Raw genomic sequence first — 25,507 nt, 5'->3', positions numbered from 1 at the left:
ACTGCAGGGGGGACCCTGTGGGAGAGTAGGACGCCGCCGAACTCATTGTAGAGAAAACCCCCGCACCTTTGGTGCGGGGGTTTTCTGCGTTCCAGACCCTCTCTTCTCAGAGGCGGCCTGCGGATTTGAGGGAGAGGTATGCGTCTGCCAAAGCAGGTGCGAGGGACTGAGGGGTGGCGTCCACGACGGTGACGCCTCGGTGCCTGAGCTGTTCCGCCGTGCGGTGGCGTTCCGACTGGGCCTGGGCGGCTGCCGCTGCGTCGTAGACCGCTTCCGTTGTGCCACGTGAGGTCGCCATTTCCTCGATGTGAGGATCGGCGACCGATGCCACCAGGACTCGGTGGCGTTTGGTCAGCCGGGGGAGGACGGGGAGCAGGCCCTCTTCGATCGGGGCCGTGTCGAGGCTGGTGAGCAGCACGATCAAGGAAGCACGCGGGGCGGTACGGAGAGCCGTCGACGTCAGGCTTCGGGCGTCCGTCTCGATGAGCTCGGGCTCCAGGGTCGCCAACGCGTTGACCAGGGAGGGGAGGACGTCCCCTGCGGAGCGGCCCTGCACCAGGGCACGTACCCGGCGGTCGTAGGCGAGGAGGTCCACACGGTCGCCGGCGCGGGAGGCGAGGGCTGCGAGGAGCAGGGCCGCGTCCATGGAGGCGTCGAGGCGCGGGGCGTCGCCCACGCGGCCCGCCGACGTACGGCCGGTGTCGAGGACGATGAGGATGTGGCGGTCGCGTTCCGGGCGCCAGGTGCGTACCGCGAGGGTGGACTGGCGGGCGGTGGCGCGCCAGTCGATGGAGCGGGTGTCGTCACCGGGGACGTACTCGCGCAGGCTGTCGAACTCCGTGCCCTGTCCGCGCGTCAGCACGCTGGTGCGGCCATCGAGTTCGCGGAGTCGCGCCAGCTTGGACGGGAGGTGCTTCCGGCTGGCGAAGGGGGGCAGGACGCGCAGGGACCAGGGGACCTTGTGGCTGCCCTGGCGGGTGAAGAGGCCGAGGGGGCCGTACGAGCGGACCGTCACGCGGTCGGCTTCGTGGTCGCCGCGGCGGGAGGGGCTCAGGCGTGTGGTGAGGCGGCGGCGTTCGCCCGGAGGGATGGCCAGGCGGTGACGTGATGCGGTGGTCTCGGTGCCGGGCTGTTGGCTGCTGGGGGGCCAGGCGTCGCGGAGGTCGGCGCGCAGGGGGCGGCGGGACGGGTTGGTGATGGTGAGGTCGACGTCGGCGGTCTCACCGAGGCGTACGGACGTATCGCCGGAGCGGGTCAGTCCGAGGCGGCGTACGGGGGCGGCCAGGGCGAAGTCGCAGGCGCAGGCCAGGGCCAGCGGGGTGTTGACGGCGAGGATGCCGGTCCAGCTGGGGTCCCACAGGCCGACGGGGAGCGTGCCGAGGGCGGCCAAGAGGGCGGTGCGTCCGGTGAGGGCCATCAGCGGGGGACCGGGACGTGCGCGAGGATCGCGTTGATGACGGAGTCGGCGGTGACGCCCTCCATCTCGGCCTCCGGGCGGAGTTGGATCCGGTGGCGGAGGGTGGGGAGGGCGAGGGCCTTCACGTCGTCGGGGATGACGTAGTCGCGGCCGGTCAGCCAGGCCCAGGCGCGGGCCGTGGAGAGCAGGGCTGTGGCGCCTCGGGGGGAGACGCCGAGGGTGAGCGACGGGGATTCCCGGGTGGCGCGGCAGATGTCCACGACGTACGCGGTGATCTCGGGGGAGATGGAGGTCTTGGCGACGGCGGCGCGGGCGGCTTCCAGGTCGGCGGCGCCCGCTACGGGACGTACACCGGCGGCGCGCAGATCACGGGGGTTGAAGCCCTCCGCATGCCGGGTGAGGACGTCGATCTCGTCCTGGCGGGAGGGGAGAGGGACCGTCAGCTTGAGGAGGAAACGGTCCAGTTGGGCTTCGGGGAGGGGGTACGTGCCTTCGTACTCGACCGGGTTCTGGGTGGCGGCGACGAGGAACGGCTCAGGGAGCGGGCGCGGGGTGCCGTCGACGGTGACCTGGCGTTCTTCCATCGCTTCGAGGAGCGAGGACTGGGTCTTCGGCGGGGTGCGGTTGATTTCGTCGGCCAGCAGGAGGTTGGTGAAGACCGGGCCGGGCTGGAAGGAGAACTCGGTGGAGCGGGCGTCGTAGACGAGGGAGCCCGTGATGTCGCTCGGCATCAGGTCGGGGGTGAACTGGACGCGCTTGGTGTCCAGTTCGAGGCTCGCGGCGAGAGCGCGGACGAGCAACGTTTTGGCTACCCCAGGGACTCCTTCTAGTAGGACGTGGCCGCGGCAGAGGAGGGCGACGACGAGACCCGTGACGGCGGGGTCCTGGCCGACCACGGCCTTGGAGATCTCGGCGCGCAGGGCTTCGAGGGAAGCGCGTGAGCTGTGGGGATCTCCGGTGGGCCCGGTGTCGGTGGTCGGGTCCGTCATGAGTGGCGTACCTCTCTTTCGAGGGCGTCGAGTTGGTCGGCGAGGGCGATGAGTGCGGCGTCGTTGCCCGGGGGTGGCCCGAAGAGGAGGGGGTGCAGGTCGTGGCCGGGGGTGTGCAGGCGGGCGGACAGCGCGGGGATCAGGGTCTCGGGCGCGTGTGTCTGGGCGGGGGGTACGCCGACGAGGGAGGCGAGGCGGGTGCGCGCGGCGGTGCGCAGTGCCGCGGCTGCGCGGTCGCGGGCGTTCACCTTGCGGTAGAGCCGGGCGCGGCCCTCGACGGCCTCAGAGGCGCGGATGGCGACGGGGAGGCGTTCGGCGACGAGGGGGCCGAAGCGGCGGGCGCGCCACAGGGCGGCGAGTGCGGCGGCGATGGCGAGCTGCAGGGTGCCCCAGCGCCAGCCGGAGGGGATCAGGTCGAAGAAGCCGCGGCGTTCGGCTTCGGTGGCGGCCTGGTCGTCGGAGAGGGAGGGGAGGTACCAGACCAAGTGGGGGCGGGAGCCGAGGAGTTGCAGGGCGAGTGAGGCGTTGCCCTGCTGGTCGAGGCGGTCGTTGTAGAGGATGTCGGGGGCGCCGAGGACGACGGTGTCGCCCTTTCCGCGGGGGGCGGGGAGATGCAGGAGGCTGGGGAGGCCGTCGCTGAAGTAGCAGGCCTCGGCGTCCGGCGCGAGGGTGTCGTAGCGGATGCCGCCCATGTCGGCGAGGCCCGCGCGGCGGGCGGCCGGGAGGGCGCAGTCGGGGGAGAGCGTGGAGTCGGTGCTGGTCGTGCCGCTCGCGGTGACGCCGGGGGCGAGGTCGCCGACCGACGAGGCGCCGGGGGTGACGAGGACGGTGCGGCTGCCCGCGTCCTCGGTGGCGGCGTGGAGGCGGGTGCGCTGGCGGTCGGTGAGCACGTCGGGGTTGGCGACGAGGAGGGTCGTGTCGGGGCCGGTCGCGGAGCGGGCCTCTTCGGTGCTGGTGACCACGCGGGTGGACACGCCTCGGTCGTCGAGGAGTTCGGCGACGGCCCGGCTTCCGCGGGAGTCGGCGGAGCGGGGGTCGAGGCGGCCGTGCTGGGCGCCGGAGCGGACCGCGGCGATGGCGACGGCCGTCGCGATGAGGACGACCAGGGCGAGGGCGATGCCTCGGGAGCGGGTCCAGATCCGGCGGGGTGTGGGGGAGAGCGAGGTCGAGGAGGCGGGGGGTGGTGCGGTGGGCTGTTCCGTGGCCGTGGCCGTGGGGGCGGTCGGCTCGGTGGGCCCGGCAGGGTGGTGTGGCTCGGTGGAGGGGGTGGGGCCGGTCATTCGGCGGCCCCCTGGGAGCTGCTGCTCGGTGTGGTGGGGGCGGCGCCGGTCAGGACCGGTCTGGTGTTCTGCAGGTCGCGGTCGAGCTCGGCGAGGCGGAGGTATGCCGCTTCGTCGGCGGTCCGGCCGCCGTACGTCACGTCGTCGAACGCATGGGCGGCGGAGCGGAGTCGGTCGGTGTGGGCGGGGAGGGTGCGGCCCGCCTCCGCCGCGGCCTCGTCGGCGGTTCGGCCGGGGCGGGGGTCCAGGAGTGCGCGTTCCTCCAGGGCGCGGACGACGGCACGCATGCGTTCCTGGACGGCCTGGGTCCACTGGGCGCGGTCGGCGTGTGCCTCGGAGGCGGCGCGGTGTTCCGCCGCGCTGCGGGGGCGGTCGTCGAAGAGGGCCGGGGCCGAGGTGGCGGCGCGGTGGGGGGTGCCGAGGCGCCACCACAGGGCGGCGGCCAGGAGCAGGACGGCCAGCACGATGACCAGGAGTCCGAGCCCGCCGCCCGGGGTGGCCCCCGAGGCGGCGGAGAACAGGTCGTCGACCCAGCCCCAGAAGCGGTCGAGAGCGCGCTGGAAGAGGCCGGGATCGTTCTCGTGGTACATCGGCTTGGACAGTTCGCGTTCGGCGGCCTCCCGCGCGGGGTCGCGCGGGATCGTCACCGGTGGCTCGTCGCCGGTGCGCGGCAGGAGCGGTGCCGCGCCGAGCCTGCTGAGTACGGCCCCCGCCGCGGTCACTGCATCAGCTCCCCGAGGCGCCGGGCGGGGTGGGGGCGTGGCCCGGGAGGCCGGCGGCGCGGGCGAGTTCGAGGTCGAGGGCCTCGCGGCGGATCCGCTGGTCGATGTAGAGGAGCACGGTGACTCCGGCCGTGATCGGGAACGTCAGCATGGAGCCGATGATCGAGCCGACGCCGCTGACGATCAGGAACGTCCAGCCGAGCTCGCCGGTGCTGTCGAGGAAGCCGGTGACGCCGTCGCCGCTGACCGCGCCCGCGAGGAACGTGAACGGGATGACGATGATCGACGCCACGACGTTCGCGATGATCGCCGCGAGCAGCTGGATGCCGAAGACCCGCCACCAGGAGCCACGGACCAGCTTGGCCGAGCGGGTGAGGGACTTCTTGATGCCCTGCTTCTCCAGCATGAGTGCGGGGGAGGCGAGGGAGAGGCGGACCACGATCCAGAGGGCGGCGACGGCCGCGCCGAGCCCGCCGAGTACGGCGAGGCTGGCTCCGGCGTCGGACGCGCCCGCCAGCCCGATCAGCAGTCCGGGCAGGATGCCGACGCCGACGACGGCCACCGCGATGAGCGGAATGAGCAGGGTCAGGCCGAACAGCTTGGCCAGCTGGGGGCGGGAGTCCTGCCAGGCCTCCGAGGTGGTCACCGACTTACCGAGCACCGCGCGGCTGGTGACCATAGTGAGCAGGGCGGTCGCGACGATCGTGCCGAGCAGGGTGATCAGGAGGACCACCCCGGAGCTGAGCATGGTGTCGCCCAGGGCGCGGGTCAGTTCGCCGACGGTCGCGCTCGGGTCGTCGAGGGCCTCGGTGTCGACGGACTTGTCGAGGACGAGGCCTTGCAGGAGGACGACGACGATCTCGGTGAGCACGGCCACGGTGAGGGAGATGCCGAGAACCGTGCGCCAGTGGGCGCGCATGGTCGACACCGCGCCGTCGAGGATCTCGCCGACGCCGAGCGGGCGGAGCGGGATGACGCCGGGCTTGGCGGCGGGCGGCGGGCCCTGCCAGGCTCCCCAGCCGCGGTAGCCGCCGGGACCTCCCGGAGCGCCGGGGCCACCGGGACCTCCGGGGCCACCAGGGCCGGGGGGCCTGCCGCCCCAGCTCCAGCCGCCGCCCTGACCGGGCGGCGGGGGCGGCGGAGGCGGTGCCTGGCCCGGGGCCTGCTCGCTGGGCGGGGACCACTGGGCGGGCGGCGGCTGCTCCTTGGACCACTTGGACGGGCCGCTCTGCCGATCGGTCTCGGCGTCGGCGGGCCCTGTCGCGTCCGGCTTGCCGGAGTCCGGTCCGTCGGAGGGGGCAGATCCGGGCGATGCCCAGCCCGGAGTGTCGTTCATCGTCGCTCCTTCAAGGTGCCCGTCCGCGGGTGCGGCGGCAGGTTGCCAGCCATCGTGCCACGGGGCACCCGCGAGGTGACCGGGCGCCGTAGGGGCTGGATACCTTCAATTGTCCGCCGGGTACGGGGCAGACTGGGCGGATGGCTGATCAGTACGCGCAATCCAGCGAGGACAAACGGCCGACCGAGCTCCCCGCGGTTCCCGCGATCCGTTGGGACGACCCACCCGAAGGCCCCGTTCTGGTCCTGCTCGACCAGACCAGGCTGCCGGGCGAGGAGATCGAGCTGGTGTGCACCGACGCACCGGCTCTGGTGGACGCGATCCGCAGGCTCGCGGTGCGAGGGGCACCGCTCCTGGGCATAGCGGGGGCGTACGGCGTCGCGCTCGCCGCGGCCCGGGGCTTCGACGTGGACGAGGCGGCGGACTCGTTGGCGGGGGCGCGGCCCACCGCGGTCAACCTGGCCTACGGGGCGCGCCGGGCCCAGGCCGCGCATCGCGCCGCGGTGGTGGGCGGCGCCGATGCCCGGGCGGCCGCGGGTGCCGCGCTAGAGACGGCGCGGGCCCTGCACGCGGAGGACGCCGAGGCGAGCACCAGGATGGCGGCGCACGGTCTGACGCTCCTCGACGAGCTGCTGCCCGGCGGCGGGCACCGGATCCTGACGCACTGCAACACGGGGGCGCTGGTCTCCGGAGGGGAGGGCACGGCGTTCGCGGTGGCGCTCAAGGCGCACCGGGAGGGGCGGCTGCGGAGGCTGTGGGTGGACGAGACGAGACCGCTGCTGCAGGGGGCCAGGCTCACCGCTTACGAGGCGGCACGGAGCGGAATGGCGTACACCTTGCTTACGGACAACGCGGCGGGTTCGCTGTTCGCGGCGGGTGAGGTGGATGCCGTGCTGATCGGTGCCGACCGCATCGCGGCCGACGGTTCGGTGGCGAACAAGGTGGGGAGCTATCCGCTCGCCGTGCTGGCCCGCTATCACCACGTGCCGTTCATCGTGGTGGCGCCGGTGACGACTGTGGACCGGGGCACGCCGGACGGAGCGGCCATCGAGGTGGAGCAGCGGGGTGGGCATGAAGTGACGGAGGTCACGGCGCCGTATGCGCCGGTGATCGGGATGGAAGCGGGAGGCGGGATACCGGTGGCACCCCTGGGGACACAGGCGTACAACCCTGCTTTCGACGTGACGCCACCCGAGTTGGTGACGGCGATCGTCACGGAAGAGGGCGTTCTGTCACCTGTGACAGCAGAGGGCCTTGCCGAGCTGTGTGCCAGGTCACGCCAGGTAACGATTAGCTAATGGGATGTTGTCGGCCTGATCGATGATGAAGGCCCCTCCACCTGCGGCGATTCGCAGGGAGAGGGGCCGTGACATCTAAGCCGTACATCAGTCGGCTTCAGAAGCCGATCGCGCGGCCTGCAACTGCCGGATGCGGGCCGGTTGCCGCAACAGCCGGTCAAGCTGCCCGATCGCCTCGATGACGTCAGGGTCCAAGGCCTCGGCGTAGATGTCGAGAGTCGTTGCAATCCGACTGTGCCGCAAGATCGCCTTGATGACCCGGGGATGCGCCTTGAGGTGCACGAGGAGCGTGCCGCAGGACTTGCGGAGGCCCTTGGGGTTCATCTTCCCCAGCCCTTCAGCCTCGATGACTCGCTGCATGGTCAGGTAGAGGTTCTCCGCCAGGAGCGGCCGACCGGTCCGGGTGACGAACACATGCCCCTCAGGATCGTCGAACCAGACGCGACCGTTGCTGATCGCGCGCTCCCGCAACCAGGCCGTCCGCATCCGGGTCCAGCGAAGAGGCGCGAGGCACTGAGCGGGCAGCGGCAGCGGAGCCTTGGACGTGTCGGACTTGAGATCCACATCAACCGTGCCCGCACTCGTTCGCTGACGCTGTTGCTCGATCCAGACGATGCGGTTCTCCAGATCGATGTCCTCCCACCGCAGGCCGCACACCTCGGCACGCCGCAGGCCGAGCAGGCAGAGAAGCAAGAAGGCCGGGTAGTACACCGTCAGGCGCCGCGCAGCGGCCAAGAAGCGAAGTACCGTCACGGCATCCCAGCTCTTGCCGCTGTCCGTGGCTGCCCGCACGCGCACAAGCTTGGCCACGTTCCGCGTCAGACCGATGTCCTCAACCATCGCGGCCGTGAGAGCCGCCGAGAGGACCCGGACCGCGTGCCGGGCGGTCTTGGCCGTCTTCTCCTCTGCCAAGAGCTTCACGGCCCCACGCAGTTCCTTGACGCCGAGCTTGACCATCACCTTGGAACCCAGACGCGGACGCAGGTGGTTTCGAACCGTCTGTTCGTACGCCCGGTAGCTCCCTGCCGAAAGATCCGGCTTGACGATGACCTCTAGCCAGTAGTCGAACCACTGCCCCAAGGTCATGTCCCGGGTCGGCGTTGGGATGCCCCCACCGGCCCGATCAAGCAGTTCACGCCGTTTTCGGTCGCACTCGTCGAAGGTCTTCCCGTATGCGTACTTCCGCTTCGTCGTGCCGTCGGGCTGGGGGACGTATACCGCAGCCTGATACCGCCCGTCGGAACGCCTAGTGACCGTTCCGGACCCGTTGGGGTTGCGCTTGCGCTGACCTGCCATCAGGAGGCCACCTCAAGGCGTTCGCGAATGTAGTCCTGAAGGGCGCTAGCGGGAATGCGTCGTGAACGACCCTCGGTGATCGAAGCGAGCCGCTTAGAGCGAATCAGGTCGTAGACCTTGGAACGTCCGTACTTGAGACGCGCCATGACTTCGGGCACGGTCAGCAGCTCGGGAACGGCGGTGGTCACGTGACGTCTCCTTCCAGACCGAGGAGCACGGGCTTCTCCTCACGGGCGAGTTCGCGGCTCTGTGCGATGTCGCGGCGGATGTTGGCGGCGAGCCAGGATTCGCCGGGGGTGTGGCCGTGTCCGGCGTAGGTCCAGTGGGCGAGGGTGAGGGTGGTCTCCTCGGGGTTCTCGTCGGGGTCGGGCAGGCCGAGGGCGGCGCGGTGTTGGGCGGCGCGGTAGTCGGCGCGGACCTGGCGGAGGGCGCCGAGGGTGGTGGAGTAGCGGCGGGACTTCGAGCTGAAGTGGCCGCGGAAGCCGAGCATGTGGGCCCAGTCGCGGAGCTTGCGGTCGGGGTAGACGTGGTGGAGGTCGAGGCAGGCCTCAATGAGCCGCCGGGGATGGTGCGGGACGCCGAGCAGGGTGAGGGCTTCCTTGTTGCCGATGCGGCGGTCCACGGTGCCGGTGGTCTCGGCGGCCTTGGTGGCGTACTTCGCGACGTAGGCAGCCACGGCCTGTTCCGTGATCTCCGAGCCGTCCCCGAACGCTTTGATCGGCTGGACGTCGAGCCGGTCACCCCAGCAGAAGACGCGGGCGGGGTGGTCGCCGGAGGCGGCCAGGTCGACGCGGACCCGGGCGGCCGCGGCGTGGATCGCGTCGGTGAGCAGGGCGAGGGTGGCCCAGTGCGGGGGCGGGGTGTCGGGCCCTTCGGGACCGTCGAAGCGGATCACGGCATGGAAGTGGATGGCGCCGCGCTTTTGGTATTCGGCGACCTTGCCGAAGGAGAGCCGGGACTGTTCCTTGGCGGCTTTCTGGGTGAGCCCGGCGTGACGGGCGATCTCGCGGCGGAGGTAGATCGTGAAGTAGCGCCACAGGTCGGAGGCGTGGTTGTTCCACAGCACCGCGCCCGCGTAGTCGTAGGCGGCCGGGTCGAGCGGGGTGCCCAGCTCAGGGGCGCCTTCCGGGTGGCGGGTGCCGCAGCGGCAGGGCCGGGTGCCGGGCCGGTTGTGGACGGGGCCGAAGCTCGGGGCGGTGAGGGTGGCGAAGACGCGGGGGTGTTCACGGACGGTGGGCGGGGTGCCCTTGGCCGGGTCTCCGACGAGTCCGGCGCGGATCAGGTGATAGGTGTCGCCCGCATACGTCCAGGCGCAGGAGGGGCAGCGGGAGGCGCGGCGGTTGCCGCAGGCGAGCCGGAGTTTTCCGCCGGGCTCGGTATCGGTGGAGTAGGCGTAGAGGACCTGACCGGTCGTGCGGTCGCGGGTAACGGTCGTGCCGTGCAGGTGGATCGGGTCGGAGCAGCCGCCGGTACGGCGGATCTGGCCCTGGATGCGGTCGAAGCCCGGGGACCCGGCCACCCTCAAGATGTCGGTGAGGGTGGCCGGGTCCAGGCCCGCCATGGTGGCGGTGTCGGTCATGGTCAGCGTCCGGCGCGGGTGAGCGTGGCGGCCGGGGCGGTGTGGCCGGTGCCGTTGCAGGTACGGCAGGTGGCGCGGACGGTCACGCGGGAGCCGTCGTGGTAGCGGGCGCCGGTGGTGATGGCCACCGTGGGGAAGCCGTCGCAGTTGCGGCAGACCGGCCGGTTCGAGGCGTACTGAGGCATCATGGATGGGCCCTTTCGGATCGATGATCGGGAAGTGGTGGAGCCGTCCGGGGCGGGGGAAACTTGGCGGTTGCTTCCGCCCCGGAAGGCCGCTACTTGAAGCGCCGCCCCTTGGACCGCACGGGCCGGGACCGCGGTGCCGGTCGTCGAACAGTCCGGCCCTTGGTGATCGGGCGGGAACTGCCCTTCTTGGAGCCCCGGTTGAGCGAGTAGCTCAGACCGCACGTGGCCGACAGAACCGCGATGATCGATGCGGCGATGATCTGAACGACGAAGGCGATCACCAGGAGGACGATCACGGTCCCGGTGGTAATGGCCAGAGTGAGCAGGATCGGGCCCTTGTAGGAGCGGGGCGCTTCCTGCACGATCACGACCTTGGCCATGTCGGCGTTCGGTGGGATCCGCCGGTAGAGCTCGGTGGGGATGTGTCCGGCGCGGAACTGTTCGTCGGGCAGTCGCATGGGACAGCTCCTCGTCAGGCCGTGCAGTGATGGGTGCGGGCGGCGAGTTCGGCCGCAGCACGCCCGGTGTAGTCGGTGGAGAAGCCACAGGCGGGGGCGGTGCAGGCGGCGGTGTGCTTGGTACGGCCGCGTCCGTCGTTGTAGCTGCCGACCTGAACGGGACCGATGCGGATCACGTCGAAGAAGCGGTTCGGGCGGGGCATGGTGGATCTCCTTTCGAATCAGGCGAGTTGGGCGACGATCGTGGTGGCGAGTGCTTCGGGAACCCCCAGGCGGACCCGCAGGGTGGCCGCGTCGATTCGGGCGCCGGTCCGGCCGCGATGCTCTGCGGCGACCTTCCGGGCGTGCTCGATGAGCGCCGGAGGGACCTCAAACACCGCGGTTTCAGGCAAGGTCGGAGTCGATTCCGGGGCCGGGATTTCCTCGGGCTCCGAGTCTTTTTCCGGGGTGGGTATTTCGGGTGCGGGGGCCGGGGCCGCGGGCGCCGGCGGAACCGGCGGCCACTGCGTGGCCTTGGTGTCCGCAGGCGACCTTGCCCCTGGTGCGTGGGCCAGGAGCGTGCCGCCGAGGAAGGCCAGCGCGGGCCATCCGGCGACGCCGAACCGCAGCCAGGCCGGGGGGTGTTGCATGTCGAGGAACCCGGCGGTGGCGACGTTGGCGCCGAGCGAGGCGACCAGGGCGACCAGGAACCAGCACCAGGCCAACCTGGACGGGCCACCGCTACGGAGGCGACGCCACGCGGCGACCAAGAGCAAGTCGACCGAGATCGGGTAGGCCCAGGCCTGCCAGCCGGTCTGTCCGGCGGCCTCGGCCAGGTCGTGCAGGTGGGAGAAGGACAGGGCTCCGGCGATCACGGCTTGGATGAGTACGGCGTCCAGACGGATCGATCGGGTCATGTCCTCACCTCCTTCGCGGAATCGAGCCGGGGCCGGGCAGGGAGCCGTCTGTGGCCGCCCGGCCCCGACGGGCTTCAGTGGGTGGCTTCGCCCGAGCCCCAGCACGCCGTGCACAAGGCGGTCTGCTGATCAGCGGTGGCGCGACCCTTACGTGCGCCGACCCGGACGGTTTCGGTGATCTCGCCCTTGCCCTTGCACTCCGGGCACTTCTTCACGCGGGGCTTCGTGGCGGGCTTGCGTGCGGCCATGAGGTGATCTCCCAACTGGCGTCCGGCATGGGTGGGGTAGGGGCCTGGCGCGAGACGGTCACGCCGACCGGTGTGCAGGAGGTGCTGTTATTCGGTGACCGGGCGGGGAGCCACCCGGGGCGGCGCAGGCTGGGGCGTGGGCTCGGGGCGCGCCAGCGGCCGGAAGGGGGCCAAGAAGGCCAGGTCCGGGGTCAGGTGTGCGAATTCGCGGCAGATGGCCGCAGCCTCAGTGGGGGTCATGGCGGGGGTGCGGATGCGGGACCAGCCGCCGGAGGAGTCACCGGCCACCGCTACCCCGGGACGGTCCGGCGGGATGGTCGTCACCGCCTGGACTGCTTCGGGCGCGATGTCACCCAGGCCCATGTCACCTGTCTGTTTGTCGTTGACGCGGTGCACGACCCGTCCGGTGAGCTGCGCGCGGAGCGTGGTGGCGCCCTTGCCCAGCTCGGAGCCGAAGCGCTGCCCACAGACCTCCAGGTAGATGCCGATCGCGCGGGCCATCTGCGCAAGCCGGACCATCTGCATGACCATCTGATCCCGGGCCGCTTCATCCTTCTTCGCGGCCACCAAGAACAGTTCCGCCACCTCATCGACAAGCACCACTAGCGGTACCGGCCGCGCGTGTTCGGGCAGGTCCCACAGGTCGGAGACGCCATGCAGGCTGAGCAGATCGAAGCGGTCTTCCATCTCGGTGACCAGCACATCAAGGAGCCGTCCGGCTTCCTCCGGGGTGGTCGCCAGTGCCGACAGGCGAGGCGCGTACCGGCTCTGCTCCACCCCGCGTTTGCAGTCGATCCCGACCAGGCCCACCGGCAGCTTGGCCAGCCCAGCGACCAAGTTGCGCTGGTACACCGACTTGCCCGACTGGTTGGCGCCCAAGGTCAAGGCCATCGGGACCTTGCGATAGTCCCTGGCGAACACCGAGCCGTCCTCCCGCAGCGCGACGGGAACGACCATCGGGCCCTTGACCTTCGAGCGGCGCGGCATGCGTACTCGGGCGAGTACGTCGTAGCCGGTCATGCGCAGTTCGACGATGCCCGGACGGGTCTCTCGTACGATCACCGAGCGGACTCCCCAGGCGTGCCGCAGCCGTTCCGAGGCCGCCGCGACATCCGCTGGTTCCAGACCTGCGGGGAGCCGCAGCGAGATCCGTAATCCGGTGGAGGTGGGCCGCACCCGGCGGACCTTGGGAGGCTGCGGCCGTACCTCCCGACGGGTCACCTTGCGAGTCATGAACGCCCGCAGACCCGACGGCTGCACCGTCAGCCCGCACACCTCCATCGTGGACCGGTAGGTGAGTACGAACCGGCCCCAGGCCAGCGGCAGGCCGACCAGCGACCAGTACACACGCGGCGCGCAGACCTTCGCCCAGGCAAGCCCACCGGCGACCACTGCGACAGCGGCCAGCAGTAAACAGGTCCCGAGGCCCATGATCAGGCCCCCGTGGTGACCGCGACCGCGCGGAACGAGATCCCGTGGCGCTTCTGCCCGTTGAACTCGTTCTCCCAGTCACGCGCCTTGAGGCCGATCACCGAGACCGGCATGCCCGGCGTCAGACTCTCCGGGAGACCCGTCTCCGGCACCGTCACCTGGTAGAGGTTCCCCTCTCCCTCATCCGAGACGAGCAGGCCCACGGTCGACAGACCCGCACCGGTCTCCCGGTCCACGGCCCGCTCTCCGGTCTTCTTGTTGACCATCTTCGGTTCCGGCGCGGTCGCCACGAACACCACAGCGGTCGAAACGTCGATCTTGAAGGACGGCATGCGACGTCTCCTCGTTCACGAGGTCACCCCGTCTGGGCAGCCTCTCTAGAGATGTCTCAGTAGAACCTCTCTAGAGATGTGCTGTCAATACATCTCTAGAGAGGCTGTGGTCGTCGTTGCGGCCAGCCGATTGGTTGCGTGTCAGGTAAGGCACCTAAGCTGTCTAGAGAGGAGAGGAGGGGTTGCATGGCCACCCAGGGCAGCCAGCGCCAGCCGAAGTACCAGCGCATTGCCGACGCGCTGAGGGAAGCGATCCAGGCAGGCGAGTACAGCCCCGGTGATCGGCTACCAGGAGAGAACGACCTCATGGCCACCCACGACGTGGCCCGCATGACTGCACGTCAAGCACTAGGCGTCTTGCAGAACGAAGGCTTGGCAGAGTCCCGCAAGGGGGCTGGCGTCTTCGTCAGAGACTTCAAACCGCTCAGGCGGCGAGGCATCCAGAGGCTTTCGCGCGAACAGTGGGGATCGGGCCGCTCGATCTGGGCAGCAGATATCGACGATCGCACCCTGGTCGTGGATCAGATGCAGGTCTTTGAGGTCGAGGCGCCGGAGCGCATCGCCCAGGTTCTCGATATGGAGCCGGGGGCACCGACGTGCGTGCGCAGTCGACGTTTCGTGCTCGACGAGAAGCCCGTTCTCGTTTCGACCTCGTACCTGCCAGCTGACTTGGTCGCAGGCTCAGCGATCACTCAGGAAGACACTGGCCCCGGTGGTACGTACGCGCGTCTGGCCGAACTCGGCTATAAGCCCGTCCACTTCCGCGAAGAGATCCGCTGTCGGATGCCGTCACAGGAGGAGGCAAGTCGCCTCAACCTGGCGTTGGGCACCCCAGTGATCATGATTTGTCGCACAGCCTTCGCTGATGAAGGACGCCCAGTCGAGATCAATGAAATGGTTCTCGACTCAGCGTCGTACATCCTGGAGTACGACTTCGACGCGTAGCGCGATCACAGGGCAGCCCACGTACGTGGATCACGCGCCACTGCGTACACCCGCTCCACCTGCTCTTTGGAGAGGGTCGGCGACAAGCCGGACAAGACTCTGCCCACTTGATCTGCTGACAGCACGAGCACTGGGGAGGCGGCGTTCTTCACTGTCAGCTTGGCCGCGTCCACTATGGCGATCACCGGTCGCACTGGCACTTCAAAGCCGCAACGACGGGATAGGGCTTTGGAGGCGCGACGCGCTTCGTGCTGGCTGATCACCACGTGGCGAGTCGGTGCGCGGTTAACCGTGATCGCGGTGTCCCCGTACCAAACGGTCTTCCCCTTGTGGCGCTTCGAGTTGATCGTGAAAACGCCAGAGGGTCCGATGGCCAAGTGGTCGATGTCTGAACCGCTATCCCACTGAACAGCGTGGAGGATGCCCCACCCGTGTCGCTTGAGCCTGTCTAGGTTCCGACCAGTGAATCGCTCGCCGACAAGGCCGTTGGCCCAACTGTAGATCTCCGTTCCGGGTAGCCACCGGCCAACGAGCCGCAGCAAGGGGCTCGGTTGGAGTTCAACGATCTTGCGCCTGACAGCATCACCAGGTCGGTTCGAAGCTAAGTCGCCTTGCTCTGCGTACATGTCCGCCTCCCCCGTCTGAGCTTGTTTGCCCAGATCACCACGGAGGCGTAGCGGCGCCAAGGCCGGTATCCAGCCAGGGAGCTGTTACGACTTTCTCTACCTCATCAAGCCCCGCCCCCTTGGGGCGGGGAGGGGAGGGGCGATCCCTGGGACCACGGCCCGCATGATCCAACGAAGCCCAAGCCGTCGCGCACCTTGGAATAACAGGACTCGACAGCTCACCCATGGGAACCTCGGCCCTCCCATGCTTCACGGACCCCCAGGGCTTCAGCCTCCATCCCCGGCGGTCACCGGCTTACGACGCCATGGCCCCTGGCCGGGGGACTCTTGCCTTCGGCATCCGGTCGCGCTGGCCCTATCGGCTTCCGGTCGCCGCTGCGTAGATCACACCCCACCGGCCCGCACTGCGGGCCGCCGCGGGCTCGGGGCTGGGGCTTCGCTCCTGCCTTCGGCCCGCGCCGCCCCGCCCCGGCCCCGCGGCACCTCATAGTTGCCACGGGATAATCACGCTTAACGCTCTGATCCCGCCCATGGGCCGATGCACCGGACCGAGTGCTGATTCCCCTGCCTGGCCCACAGCACCAGGCCCGCCCCTGAGGGAAGACGGCATTGCCCATAGGCCCGCACGCCAGGTGCGGCCACGGACCCAACAGACGCTTTGTGCTCTACAAGCAGGTGCGCGACGGCTTGGGCTTCGTTGGATCATGCGGGCCGTGGACGGGGGGATCGTGGGGGCTGGGGCGGTCGGCTCCACGGCTTTAGGCAGCCACTTTGGGGCGAGCCTCTAAGATCATGGCCCCGATTCGGACCTTGCGGGCAGGTCCAGTGACTGCCCGAATCGCGATGAGCTTAAGGGGCCATGATCACTCGCCCCAAAGCAGCTCCCGCCCAAAGCCGCTCCACCGACCGCATGCCTGTCTGCGGGGCACGGCGGGCCAAGGAATGGAGCAGAACGACTGGGGTAGCACGTCGCTGACATCCATGGCTGACATCAACAGCCACGAACGACGGCGGACAGTAGTGGCCTGATACGACTATCGTCACAGGTCCGTGACCTGCCTCACCAGCGCCCCGGTCACCGTTACGAGAATGGGATGATGTCAGGCATGAAGGGACGAGTCCTTGTCGTCGACGACGACACCGCACTGGCCGAGATGCTCGGGATTGTGCTGCGTGGTGAAGGTTTTGAGCCGTCGTTCGTTGCTGATGGCGACAAGGCGCTGGCCGCTTTTCGGGAGGCCAAGCCTGATCTTGTGCTGCTCGACTTGATGCTGCCGGGGCGCGACGGCATCGAGGTGTGCCGCCTGATCAGGGCGGAGTCCGGAGTGCCGATCGTGATGCTCACGGCCAAGAGCGACACCGTTGACGTGGTGGTCGGTCTGGAGTCGGGGGCGGATGACTACATCGTCAAGCCGTTCAAGCCGAAGGAGCTCGTGGCCCGGATCCGGGCGCGGCTGCGGAGGTCGGAGGAGCCCGCTCCGGAGCAGCTGGCCATAGGTGACCTGGTCATCGACGTGGCGGGGCACTCCGTGAAGCGGGACGGGCAGTCGATCGCGCTGACGCCGCTGGAGTTCGACCTGCTGGTCGCGCTGGCCCGCAAGCCGTGGCAGGTGTTCACGCGTGAGGTGCTGCTCGAGCAGGTCTGGGGCTACCGGCACGCGGCGGACACCCGGCTGGTGAACGTGCACGTCCAGCGGCTGCGGTCGAAGGTCGAGCGCGACCCGGAGCGGCCGGAGATCGTGGTGACCGTCCGTGGTGTCGGTTACAAGGCCGGACCGAGCTGACGTGTCCCGGGACAGTTCCCCCTCGGCGCCCGGGGGTCCGGGGGCTCGTTCGGGGCGGACTGGACCGGGGCGGCGCTCGTCCGGGTTCGGGCGGCTCGTCGACGGCGGGCTGCTGCTGCAGGGCGGAGTGCAGGGCAGTCCTGTGCTCCGGCTCTTCGTGCGCTGGGTGCGCCGCCCGCTGCTGCCCGCAGTGCGGCTGTGGCGGCGCAACATCCAGCTGAAGGTCGTTGCGACGACCCTGCTGATGTCGCTCGGCGTGGTTCTCATGCTCGGATTCGCCGTCATGAGCTCGGTGAACAACGGCCTGCTCAAGGCCAAGGTGAAGGCGTCGCAGAGCCAGGCCGACGGTGGCTTCAGGGCGGCGCAGGACAGTGTCAACGCCGCGCGGCAGAGTGCGGGACAGGGCCAGGGCCAGGACGGCAGCACCGCCGACGGGCGCAATGCCGCCGTGTGGATGTCCGACCTCGTCGAGCAGCTCTCCAGCGGCGGTCAGAACGCGTTCGCCGTCGTGACGCTGAGCCCGACCTCCGCGGGTGACTCCGGGAGCGTGCGGGGCTCGCGTGCCTCGGGCGGCGTGGAGCCGATCCTGAGCGTGCCGGAGGAGCTGCGCCGCCAGGTCGACAACGGCACGGGCGTCTATCAGGCCAATACGCGGATCGTCTACGACGACGGCCGGGAGCTGCAGTCGGGTCTGGTGATCGGCAAGCGGCTCAACGATCTCAACGGCGATCCGTACCAGCTGTACTACCTCTTCCCGCTGACGCAGGAGGAGGAGTCGCTGAACCTGGTCAGGACGACCCTCGCGACCGCCGGGCTCTTCGTCGTGGTGCTCCTCGGGGCCATTGCCTGGCTGGTGGTGCGGCAGGTCGTCACGCCGGTCCGGATGGCCGCGGGCATCGCCGAGCGGCTCTCCGCCGGGCGCCTTCAGGAACGTATGAAGGTCACCGGAGAGGACGACATCGCGCGGCTCGGTGAGGCCTTCAACAAGATGGCGCAGAACCTGCAGCTGAAGATCCAGCAGCTGGAGGAGCTGTCGCGGATGCAGCGACGGTTCGTGTCCGACGTATCGCATGAGTTGCGGACGCCGCTGACGACGGTCCGGATGGCTGCCGATGTCATTCACGAGGCGCGGGTCGACTTCGATCCGGTGACCGCGCGGTCGGCGGAGCTGCTCGCCGACCAGCTGGACCGCTTCGAGTCGCTGCTCGCCGATCTGCTGGAGATCAGCAGGTTCGACGCGGGCGCGGCCGCGCTGGAGGCCGAGCCGATAGACCTCCGGGAAGTCGTACGCAGGGTCGTCGGCGGCGCGGAGCTGCTCGCCGAGCGCAAGGGCACGCACATACGGGTCGTGGGGGACCAGCAGCCCGTGGTCGCGGAGGCCGACGCGCGGCGTGTGGAGCGGGTGCTGCGCAATCTCGTCGTCAACGCCGTGGAGCACGGCGAGGGCAAGGACGTCGTGGTGCGGCTCGCGGCCGCGGGCGGCGCGGTCGCCGTCGCGGTGCGGGACTACGGAGTGGGACTCAAGCCCGGCGAGGCGACCCGGGTGTTCAGCCGCTTCTGGCGGGCGGATCCGGCACGCGCCCGTACCACCGGTGGTACGGGGCTCGGGCTGTCCATCGCCCTGGAGGACGCGCGACTGCACGGCGGCTGGCTGCAGGCCTGGGGCGAGCCGGGCGGCGGCTCGCAGTTCCGGCTCACGCTGCCGAGGACGGCGGACGAGCCGCTGCGGGGTTCGCCGATACCGCTGGAGCCCGACGACTCGCGCAGGCGCCGGGGTCTGAACGACGCCGGGCTGCCCGTCGGCGGCGCGAGCAAGCTGGCCACGGTTCCCGCGCAGCCGTCCGCGCTGGCGTCCGAGCGGGTGCAGCCGCCCGTGCCCGCGAAGGGGCCGATACCGCCGCGGCTCCTGCAGGCAGGTCCCGTGGATCCGACGGCGCTGCCCGGCAACGGGTCGAGGGTCGTGCCGCGTCGGCCGCTGGACGGCGAGCCGACGGGTGAGCCGGGTGTGACGGAAGAGGAGAACACTCGTGGGCGCTGACCACGTCGGGCGCGGCCGCCGTGCGGGCCGCAGGGGCCTGCTGCGCACCGGACTGCTGCTGGGCAGCTGCGGGGCGCTCCTGGCCGGCTGCGCCTCGATGCCGGACAGCGGGAACCTGAAGTCCGTCGACGCCTCGCAGCGGCCGGACTCGCAGTCGCAGGTCCGCGTCTACGCGATGCCGCCGCGCGAGGGCGCCCGGCCCGTGGAGATCGTGCAGGGCTTCCTGGAGGCGCTGACCAGTGATGACCCGCAGTTCGCGATGGCGCGCAAGTATCTGACCAAGAAGGCGTCGCAGGAGTGGGATCCGGAGGAGTCCACGACGGTGCTCGCCGACGGTCCGAACACGGACGCGGGCAACGCGGGCAACGACGGTGAGGGCAGCCGCCGCTACTCCCTGACCGGTCGGCAGGTCGCGAGGGTGGACGCACAGCACGCGTACCGCCCCGAGGACGCGTCCTACACCCAGTCCGTGCACCTGAGCCAGGACGGCGGACCGGGCGGGAACGAGTGGCGGATCGACAAGCCGCCGCCGGGCGTGGTGCTCGGGGAATCGGACTTCCAGCGGATCTACCGGTCCGTCAACAAGTACTACTTCGCCGGGCCCACCGGCGCGGGTGTGAACGGCCGGACGGGGCTCGTCGCGGACCCCGTGTACATCCGCCAGCGGATCGACCCGTTGACGCAGACGGTGAAGACGCTGCTGGAGGGGCCGACCAACTGGCTCCGGCCGGTGGTGCTCTCGAGTTTCCGGAGCGGTACGGAGCTCAAGGACCCCGGCAAATCGCTGACGCTGGACGACCAGAACAGGTTGACGGTGCAGCTGAACAGCCGGTCCGACGGCACCGGGCAGACGAAGTGCAAGGAGATGGCGGCGCAACTGCTCTTCACCTTGCAGGACCTGACGCCTTCGGGGGTCGAGCAGGTGACGCTGCAGCGTTCCAACGGCTCGATGCTCTGTGTACTGAGTCAGGAGCGTGCCGAGACCGTCGCGTCCCACCCCAGCACGGACCGCCCCGGCTACCAGTACTTCGTCGACGAGAAGCACCGGCTGGTGCGGATGTCGGCCAACGCAGGGGGCTCGGTCGACCCCGAGCCGGTGGCGGGTGTCCTCGGCACCGGTGACCAGCCGCTGCGCTCGGCGGCGGTCTCGCGTGACGAGCAGCGCGCGGCCGGGGTGTCCCTCGACGGCAAGACGCTGTACACGGGCTCGCTGCTCTCGGACGGGACGCTCGGCAAGGCGCAGGTGCGCAGCAAGGCCAAGTCGGAGGAGGACCGCCTCTCCACGCCCAGCTGGGACGGCAGGGGCAACCTGTGGGTGGCCGACCGGGATCCGAAGCGGCCGCGGCTGCTCTGGCTCGAACAGGGCTCGGGCGAGCCGGTCGAGGTCGAGGTTCCCGCTCTGGACGGGCACATCCGGGAGGTGCGGGTGTCGGCCGACGGCGTGCGCATCGCCCTCCTCGTGGAGAAGGACGGCAAGAAGTCCCTGTGGATCGGCCGCGCCGACCGGGACACCCGCAAGGGGGAGAAGCCCGAGATCTCCGTCCTCGACCCGACCCCCGCGGCGCCGCAGATGGAAGAGGTCACGGCCATGTCGTGGGCGGGCGGCAGCAGCCTCGTGGTGGTCGGCAGGGAGACCGGCGGGGTCCAGCAGATCCGGTACGTCCAGTGCGACGGGTCGGTGCTTCCCCGCACCGCACTGCCGGGCCTGACCGGCGTCCAGGAGGTCGCGGCGTCCGAGGACGAGCGGCAGCCGTTGGTGGCGCACTCGGACGACGGGATCGTGCGGCTGCCGACGGGGTCGCAGTGGCAGACGGTCGTGAAGGAAGGGCTGGCGCCGGTCTATCCGGGGTGAGCCCGGGGCGGCCTCGGGGTGTTCCGGGTGGCCGTCCTCAGGCGGCAGGGAGTTGTCCACAGGCAGTTATCCACAGGGGTGGCCGCGCCGTCCCGCCCTTGGCACAGTGGGGACATGCGGGGGTGGTGGCAGGACCTCACCGACCTGGTGTTGCCGACCGAGTGCGGAGGCTGCGGGAGGCCTCGGACCGCGCTCTGCGACGAGTGCCGTGCCGCCCTGTGCGGGGCCGTGCCGCGCCGGGTGCGACCGGAGCCGGAGCCGCCCGGACTGCCCGTCGTGTTCGCCGCAGTGCCGTACGAGGACGCGGCTCGGGCCGTGCTGCTCGCGCACAAGGAGCGTGGCGCCCTGGGGCTTGCCGGATCGCTCGGCGTGGCGCTGGCCGGAGCCGTGTGTGCCGTTCTGCGGGGCGAATCCGGGGCTCGGGGTGATACGGGGGCGCGAAGTGGGGTAGGCGGCACGCAGGATGGCCCACAGGGGCGTGTGATGCCGGTGTCGCTCGTGCCTGTGCCCTCGTCGCGGGCCGCTGTGCGGGCCCGCGGGCACGATCCGGCGCGACGGATCGCCTTCGCCGCGGCGGGTGAGCTGCGGCGGGCGGGAATCCCGGCGCGCGTGCTCGCGGTGCTGCGTCAACGGCGCGCGGTGGCCGACCAGTCGGGGCTCGACTCCCGGCAGCGGCAGGCCAATCTGGCGGGCGCCCTGGAGGTGACCGCAGGCGGCGGACGGTTGCTGGGAGGTGATGGCCGAGTCGTGGTCGTGGACGACCTCATGACCACCGGCGCCTCTTTGGCGGAGGCGACCCGTGCATTACGTGCCGTACACACGGAAAAGAACAGGGCAGCGGAGGCCTTGCGGGACCCGGTATCCGGGGTCGCACGAAGGTCTGTTTCCGGCCGCGGGAAAGCGATCGGTGCGGCCGTTGTCGCCGCACCACCGGATTCTTTCGAAATAAACCGGAACTGATTGAGAACTTGCATCGTTGCAGGTAGTGAGAGGGTGGATACACCTGAATGGAGGTACGCGGCAGTAGAGGGTGACGACATCCGCTCAGGCGAGATATGTTCGGTTGTATGAGGAATGGCGGACGCCGGACCTCGTATATCGGAATGCCGGTCCGCGGGTTTTTCCGCAATCACCCGGGCCGGTGGGGTGGAGATCTCGCCCACGGGGGAGGAGGAGGTGGAAGTCACCGAGTCCGAGGCTCCGGCAGTCACCGGAGTCTGGTGCAAAAGGGAGATGCTCCGCGGCCGAAGCGGAGCAATCCGGGAACGGAGTTCTGCGTGGACATCGTCGTCAAGGGCCGCAAGACCGAGGTGCCCGAGCGGTTCCGCAAGCACGTGGCCGAGAAGCTGAAGCTGGACAAGATCCAGAAGCTCGACGGCAAGGTGATCAGCCTCGACGTCGAGGTGTCCAAGGAAACCAACCCGCGTCAGGCCGACCGTTCCGACCGCGTGGAGATCACCGTCCGCGGGCGCGGGCCCGTGATTCGCGCGGAGGCCTCGGCAACAGATCCCTACGCGGCGCTCGACCTGGCCACCGCCAAGCTCGACGCACGACTGCGCAAGCAGCACGAGAAGCGCCACAACCGGCGCGGCAACGGCAGGCTTTCGGCCGCCGAAGTGGCCGAGCGGGTGCCGGACGCGGCGACGCTCAACGGAGACGGCACCGTCGTACGTGAGGAAGAGCCGGACGGCGTGCCCGTCAAGAGGATCGGCTCCCTGGAGGTCCAGGGCGAAGGCCCCCTCGTGGTCCGCGAGAAGACGCACGTCGCGGCCCCCATGTCGCTCGACCAGGCGCTCTACGAGATGGAACTGGTCGGACACGACTTCTACTTGTTCGTCGACTCCGAGTCCAAGGAACCCAGCGTCGTCTACCGAAGGCACGCATACGACTACGGCGTCATCCGCCTGAACACCGACCCGATGGTCGCCAAGGCCGAGACGGGTGGCGGAGGCGGGGCCCTCGGCGGCTGACCGTCGCCCCCTGTGACAGCCGTTGTGGTGCCCCTGGAGCGCCTGTGCGCCCCCAGGGGCACCACCGTGCGCCCAGTGCGCGCACCGCACCGGCGCCGGGCATGAAATCATGGGCGGGCCGGTCAACCGGTGTGCTGCAGCCTGGCGTTGGCGCAGCAGAGGCACAACAGGCCGCGGGCCTTCATGGGGGAGGAACGATGGCGGACAGCTTCGGACCGATGCGTCACGAGGGTGCCGGCGACGGCATCGGCATCGGCACGGATGCGGGCGCCCCACGCAAGGAGCCCATCAGGGTCCTTGTGGTGGATGACCACGCCCTCTTCCGCCGGGGTCTGGAGATCGTCCTCGCCGCCGAGGAGGACATCCAGGTGGTCGGCGAGGCGGGCGACGGCGCCGAGGCGGTGGACAAGGCCGCCGATCTGCTGCCCGACATCGTGCTCATGGACGTACGCATGCCGAAGCGCGGCGGCATCGAGGCGTGCACCTCCATCAAGGAGGTGGCGCCGAGCGCGAAGATCATCATGCTGACGATCAGCGACGAGGAGGCCGACCTCTACGACGCGATCAAGGCGGGCGCCACCGGCTATCTCCTCAAGGAGATCTCCACGGACGAGGTGGCCACGGCGATCCGCGCGGTGGCCGACGGGCAGTCGCAGATCAGCCCCTCGATGGCGTCCAAGCTGCTCACCGAGTTCAAGTCGATGATCCAGCGCACGGACGAGCGGCGGCTCGTCCCCGCGCCCCGGCTGACCGACCGGGAGCTCGAAGTGCTGAAGCTGGTCGCCACCGGGATGAACAACCGCGACATCGCCAAGGAGTTGTTCATCTCCGAGAACACCGTGAAGAACCACGTGCGCAACATCCTGGAGAAGCTCCAGCTGCACTCCAGGATGGAAGCCGTGGTCTACGCGATGCGGGAGAAGATCCTGGAGATCAGGTGAGGGCCCGCACCAGGTCGGCCGTCAGCTCGGGGCGGTCCATCCGCTCCACCCGTACGGAGTCGCAGCCCACCCAGGACGCCGCTTCGAGCAGCGCCTGAGCCATCGGCGCGACCGCCTTCGGGGAGTCCAGCGAGACCTGCCTGGCCACCAGTGTGCTGCCCTCGCGCGCGGGGTCGACCCGGCCGAGGAGCCTGCCGCCGGAGAGCAGCGGCATCGCGAAATAGCCGTGGATCCGCTTCGGCTTGGGCACGTACGCCTCGAGGCGGTGGGTGAAGCCGAAGATCCGCTCCGTGCGCGCCCGCTCCCAGATCAGCGAGTCGAACGGGGACAGCAGCGTCGTGCGGTGCCGTCCGCGGGGCGTCGTCTCCAGGGCCTTCGGGTCCGCCCAGGCGGGCTTGTCCCAGCCCTGCACCGTCACCGGCACCAGGCCCGACTCCGCGACCACCGCGTCGAACTGCTCGCCCTTGAGGCGGTGGTAGTCCGCGATGTCCGCGCGGGTGCCGACGCCCAGCGCCTCGCCCGCAAGCCGGACCAGACGGCGCAGGCACTCCGCGTCGTCCAGGTCGTCGTGGCGCAGCGCTTCCGGGACGGCGCGCTCCGCCAGGTCGTACACCCGCTTCCAGGAGCGGCGCTCCGTGCACACCACCTCGCCGTGCATCAGCGCCCGCTCGACGGCGATCTTCGACTCGGACCAGTCCCACCACTCGCCCTTGTTCTTCGCGCCGCCCAGCTCCGTCGCGGTGAGCGGGCCTTCCGCGCGCAGCTGCTTGATCACCTGGTCGTACGCCCCCGCGGGCAGGTCGTGGTGCCAGTGCGGGCGGCTGCGGTAGGCACGGCGGCGGAAGGCGAAGTGCGGCCACTCCTCGATGGGGAGGATGCACGCGGCGTGCGACCAGTACTCGAAAGCGTGGGTCTGCGTCCAGTACGCCGCCTCGACGGTGTCGCGGGCCACGGCGCCCAGGCGTGCGTACGGAATCAGTTCGTGGGAGCGGGCCAGGACCGAGATCGTGTCGAGCTGGACCGCGCCGAGGTGGCGCAGGACGCCCCGCACGCCGGACCTGCGGTCGGGCGCTCCCAGGAAGCCCTGCGCGCGCAGGGCGATGCGGCGGGCCTCGTCGGCGGAGAGGTCGAGGGCGGGACTCGGCAGGCTCGTCATGGTCCGAACGATAGGGGGAGCCACTGACAGCGCTGATGGTTGGTCACTCACGCCCGTTCCTCACGCTCGTTCCTCATACCTTCGCGGGCAGGTACGGGTGTGGCGACGGCACTCCGATGTCCGAGGGGAGCAGTGCGCCGACCCAGCAGTCACGGAGCGTGCCCTTGTTGAGCAGGCCCGCGCGGTGGACGCCCTCCACGGTGAATCCGGCCCTCTCCACGACCGCCCGCGAGCCGGTGTTGCCGACCTCCGCGCGCCACTCCAGGCGGGTGCAGCGCAGGTCCGTGAACGCCCAGCGGGCGAGGCCGAGCACCGTCTCCGTCATATAGCCGCGGCCCCGGTGCGCCTCGGCCGTCCAGTAGCCGACCTCCCAGGTGCCCGAGCGCGGGTGGTGCAGGCTGGCCGCGGCGAGCAGCGGGCCGCCCTCCCGGGGGCGCACGGCGAAGGTGTACTCCACGTCGTCGCGCCATTCGTCCGGGACGATGCGGTTGATGAAGGTCTCGGCGTCCACGCGCGTGTACGGCGACGGGATGGTCGTCCAGCGCTGGATCTCGGGGTCCTGGCAGGCCGCGTAGGTCTCGTCCGTGTCCTCGGGCGCGAAGGCGCGGAGGAACAGACGTTCGGTGGTGAGAGTGACGGGCTCCATCAAACGATTCTGCTGGGACGGAGCCCTCGGATCCAGCGTTTTACCGGCTTTCGTGATCAGCTCTCACGGCGCACTCATG

Annotated in this window: 26 protein-coding genes; 8 read left to right on the top strand and 18 right to left on the bottom strand. The window is 70.1% G+C overall.

The genetic code is table 11. The features are described from left to right. Positions 1-106 precede the first annotated feature (106 nt). From ABZV77_RS39260 to ABZV77_RS39240, 5 genes are read right to left on the bottom strand one after another with little or no spacing between them, the layout of a single operon-like run. Positions 107-1,417, bottom strand: coding sequence for a DUF58 domain-containing protein (locus tag ABZV77_RS39260; protein WP_356267567.1), 1,311 nt, complete (start codon positions 1,415-1,417; stop codon positions 107-109). Further along, positions 1,417-2,406, bottom strand: a complete 990-nt coding sequence (locus ABZV77_RS39255) for a MoxR family ATPase (protein ID WP_356267565.1) — start codon at positions 2,404-2,406, stop codon at positions 1,417-1,419. Before ABZV77_RS39255 ends, ABZV77_RS39260 begins: the two co-directional genes overlap by 1 nt. After that, positions 2,403-3,686: a DUF4350 domain-containing protein gene (locus tag ABZV77_RS39250; protein WP_356267563.1), complete on the bottom strand. Its 1,284-nt coding sequence runs from the start codon at positions 3,684-3,686 to the stop codon at positions 2,403-2,405. Before ABZV77_RS39250 ends, ABZV77_RS39255 begins: the two co-directional genes overlap by 4 nt. Further along, positions 3,683-4,408, bottom strand: a complete 726-nt coding sequence (locus ABZV77_RS39245; RefSeq protein ID WP_356267561.1) for a DUF4129 domain-containing protein — start codon at positions 4,406-4,408, stop codon at positions 3,683-3,685. The genes ABZV77_RS39250 and ABZV77_RS39245 overlap by 4 nt, the downstream gene beginning before the upstream one ends. Positions 4,409-4,412: 4 nt before the next feature. Next, positions 4,413-5,744, bottom strand: coding sequence for a glycerophosphoryl diester phosphodiesterase membrane domain-containing protein (locus ABZV77_RS39240; protein WP_356267559.1), 1,332 nt, complete (start codon positions 5,742-5,744; stop codon positions 4,413-4,415). 140 nt (positions 5,745-5,884) lie between these two features. Here ABZV77_RS39240 and mtnA point away from each other — a divergent pair, with 140 nt between their 5' ends. Beyond that, positions 5,885-7,042, top strand: a complete 1,158-nt coding sequence (mtnA, locus tag ABZV77_RS39235) for an S-methyl-5-thioribose-1-phosphate isomerase (protein WP_356267557.1) — start codon at positions 5,885-5,887, stop codon at positions 7,040-7,042. 87 nt (positions 7,043-7,129) lie between these two features. On the opposite strand, the gene ABZV77_RS39230 is transcribed toward mtnA, so the two are convergent. The 10 genes from ABZV77_RS39230 to ABZV77_RS39185 all read right to left on the bottom strand — a co-directional run bounded on the left by ABZV77_RS39230 (position 7,130) and on the right by ABZV77_RS39185 (position 13,470). After that, positions 7,130-8,338: a tyrosine-type recombinase/integrase gene (locus ABZV77_RS39230; RefSeq protein WP_356267555.1), complete on the bottom strand. Its 1,209-nt coding sequence runs from the start codon at positions 8,336-8,338 to the stop codon at positions 7,130-7,132. Further along, positions 8,338-8,526, bottom strand: a complete 189-nt coding sequence (locus ABZV77_RS39225) for a helix-turn-helix domain-containing protein (protein WP_356267553.1) — start codon at positions 8,524-8,526, stop codon at positions 8,338-8,340. Before ABZV77_RS39225 ends, ABZV77_RS39230 begins: the two co-directional genes overlap by 1 nt. Next, positions 8,523-9,917: a replication initiator protein RepSA gene (gene repSA, locus ABZV77_RS39220; RefSeq protein ID WP_356267551.1), complete on the bottom strand. Its 1,395-nt coding sequence runs from the start codon at positions 9,915-9,917 to the stop codon at positions 8,523-8,525. Before repSA ends, ABZV77_RS39225 begins: the two co-directional genes overlap by 4 nt. A gap of 2 nt (positions 9,918-9,919) precedes the next feature. Further along, positions 9,920-10,102 (bottom strand): hypothetical protein, encoded by a 183-nt coding sequence (locus ABZV77_RS39215; RefSeq protein WP_356267589.1) that lies wholly within the window; start codon positions 10,100-10,102, stop codon positions 9,920-9,922. A 92-nt stretch (positions 10,103-10,194) separates the two neighbouring features. Further along, positions 10,195-10,563: a hypothetical protein gene (locus tag ABZV77_RS39210; protein WP_356267549.1), complete on the bottom strand. Its 369-nt coding sequence runs from the start codon at positions 10,561-10,563 to the stop codon at positions 10,195-10,197. A gap of 14 nt (positions 10,564-10,577) precedes the next feature. Continuing rightward, a complete protein-coding gene (locus ABZV77_RS39205; protein ID WP_356267547.1) occupies positions 10,578-10,766 on the bottom strand; it encodes a mobile element transfer protein in 189 nt (62 codons plus the stop codon). A gap of 18 nt (positions 10,767-10,784) precedes the next feature. Next, a complete protein-coding gene (locus ABZV77_RS39200; RefSeq protein ID WP_356267545.1) occupies positions 10,785-11,459 on the bottom strand; it encodes a DUF2637 domain-containing protein in 675 nt (224 codons plus the stop codon). A gap of 74 nt (positions 11,460-11,533) precedes the next feature. After that, the gene (locus ABZV77_RS39195) at positions 11,534-11,707 is read right to left on the bottom strand and encodes a hypothetical protein (RefSeq protein ID WP_356267544.1); all 174 of its coding nucleotides are present in this window, start codon (positions 11,705-11,707) and stop codon (positions 11,534-11,536) included. 87 nt (positions 11,708-11,794) lie between these two features. Continuing rightward, positions 11,795-13,138, bottom strand: a complete 1,344-nt coding sequence (locus ABZV77_RS39190; RefSeq protein WP_356267542.1) for an FtsK/SpoIIIE domain-containing protein — start codon at positions 13,136-13,138, stop codon at positions 11,795-11,797. 2 nt (positions 13,139-13,140) lie between these two features. Beyond that, positions 13,141-13,470 (bottom strand): hypothetical protein, encoded by a 330-nt coding sequence (locus tag ABZV77_RS39185; protein ID WP_356267540.1) that lies wholly within the window; start codon positions 13,468-13,470, stop codon positions 13,141-13,143. Positions 13,471-13,656: 186 nt separating this feature from the next. On the opposite strand from ABZV77_RS39185, the gene ABZV77_RS39180 reads away from it, so the two are divergent. Next, positions 13,657-14,415 (top strand): GntR family transcriptional regulator, encoded by a 759-nt coding sequence (locus ABZV77_RS39180; protein WP_356267538.1) that lies wholly within the window; start codon positions 13,657-13,659, stop codon positions 14,413-14,415. A 5-nt stretch (positions 14,416-14,420) separates the two neighbouring features. On the opposite strand, the gene ABZV77_RS39175 is transcribed toward ABZV77_RS39180, so the two are convergent. Further along, on the bottom strand, positions 14,421-15,041 hold the full coding sequence (locus ABZV77_RS39175) for a nuclease-related domain-containing protein (protein WP_356267536.1): 621 nt from the start codon (positions 15,039-15,041) through the stop codon (positions 14,421-14,423). 1,094 nt (positions 15,042-16,135) lie between these two features. Between ABZV77_RS39175 and mtrA the strand changes: the two genes are divergently transcribed. The 6 genes from mtrA (at position 16,136) to ABZV77_RS39145 (ending at position 23,626) form a co-directional block, all read left to right on the top strand. Continuing rightward, complete coding sequence (gene mtrA / locus ABZV77_RS39170) at positions 16,136-16,825, top strand: two-component system response regulator MtrA (protein WP_189176211.1); 690 nt, start codon at positions 16,136-16,138, stop codon at positions 16,823-16,825. A 1-nt stretch (position 16,826) separates the two neighbouring features. Further along, positions 16,827-18,863 carry an MtrAB system histidine kinase MtrB gene (gene mtrB, locus ABZV77_RS39165; RefSeq protein ID WP_356267534.1) on the top strand — a complete coding sequence of 679 codons (2,037 nt, stop codon included), beginning with the start codon at positions 16,827-16,829 and terminating at the stop codon, positions 18,861-18,863. A 97-nt stretch (positions 18,864-18,960) separates the two neighbouring features. After that, positions 18,961-20,715: an LpqB family beta-propeller domain-containing protein gene (locus ABZV77_RS39160; RefSeq protein WP_356267587.1), complete on the top strand. Its 1,755-nt coding sequence runs from the start codon at positions 18,961-18,963 to the stop codon at positions 20,713-20,715. A gap of 114 nt (positions 20,716-20,829) precedes the next feature. Beyond that, entirely contained in the window at positions 20,830-21,675 is an 846-nt protein-coding gene (locus ABZV77_RS39155) for a ComF family protein (RefSeq protein WP_356267532.1), read from the top strand. A gap of 260 nt (positions 21,676-21,935) precedes the next feature. Continuing rightward, positions 21,936-22,685, top strand: coding sequence for a ribosome-associated translation inhibitor RaiA (gene raiA, locus ABZV77_RS39150; RefSeq protein ID WP_356267531.1), 750 nt, complete (start codon positions 21,936-21,938; stop codon positions 22,683-22,685). A gap of 197 nt (positions 22,686-22,882) precedes the next feature. After that, entirely contained in the window at positions 22,883-23,626 is a 744-nt protein-coding gene (locus tag ABZV77_RS39145; RefSeq protein WP_055568536.1) for a response regulator transcription factor, read from the top strand. Here the strand turns inward: ABZV77_RS39145 and ABZV77_RS39140 are convergent. Together ABZV77_RS39140 and ABZV77_RS39135 are read right to left on the bottom strand one after the other, a co-directional pair. Beyond that, complete coding sequence (locus ABZV77_RS39140) at positions 23,619-24,782, bottom strand: crosslink repair DNA glycosylase YcaQ family protein (protein WP_356267529.1); 1,164 nt, start codon at positions 24,780-24,782, stop codon at positions 23,619-23,621. The two genes, ABZV77_RS39145 and ABZV77_RS39140, sit on opposite strands and share 8 nt — an antisense overlap. A 73-nt stretch (positions 24,783-24,855) precedes the next feature. Next, positions 24,856-25,428: a GNAT family N-acetyltransferase gene (locus ABZV77_RS39135; protein WP_356267527.1), complete on the bottom strand. Its 573-nt coding sequence runs from the start codon at positions 25,426-25,428 to the stop codon at positions 24,856-24,858. Positions 25,429-25,507: the final 79 nt, after the last annotated feature.

It is taken from the genome of Streptomyces sp. NPDC004732 (assembly GCF_040609235.1).
Taxonomy (GTDB): domain Bacteria; phylum Actinomycetota; class Actinomycetes; order Streptomycetales; family Streptomycetaceae; genus Streptomyces.
Note: the sequence above shows the minus strand (reverse complement) of the source record. Positions and strands in the feature narration are given on the sequence as shown.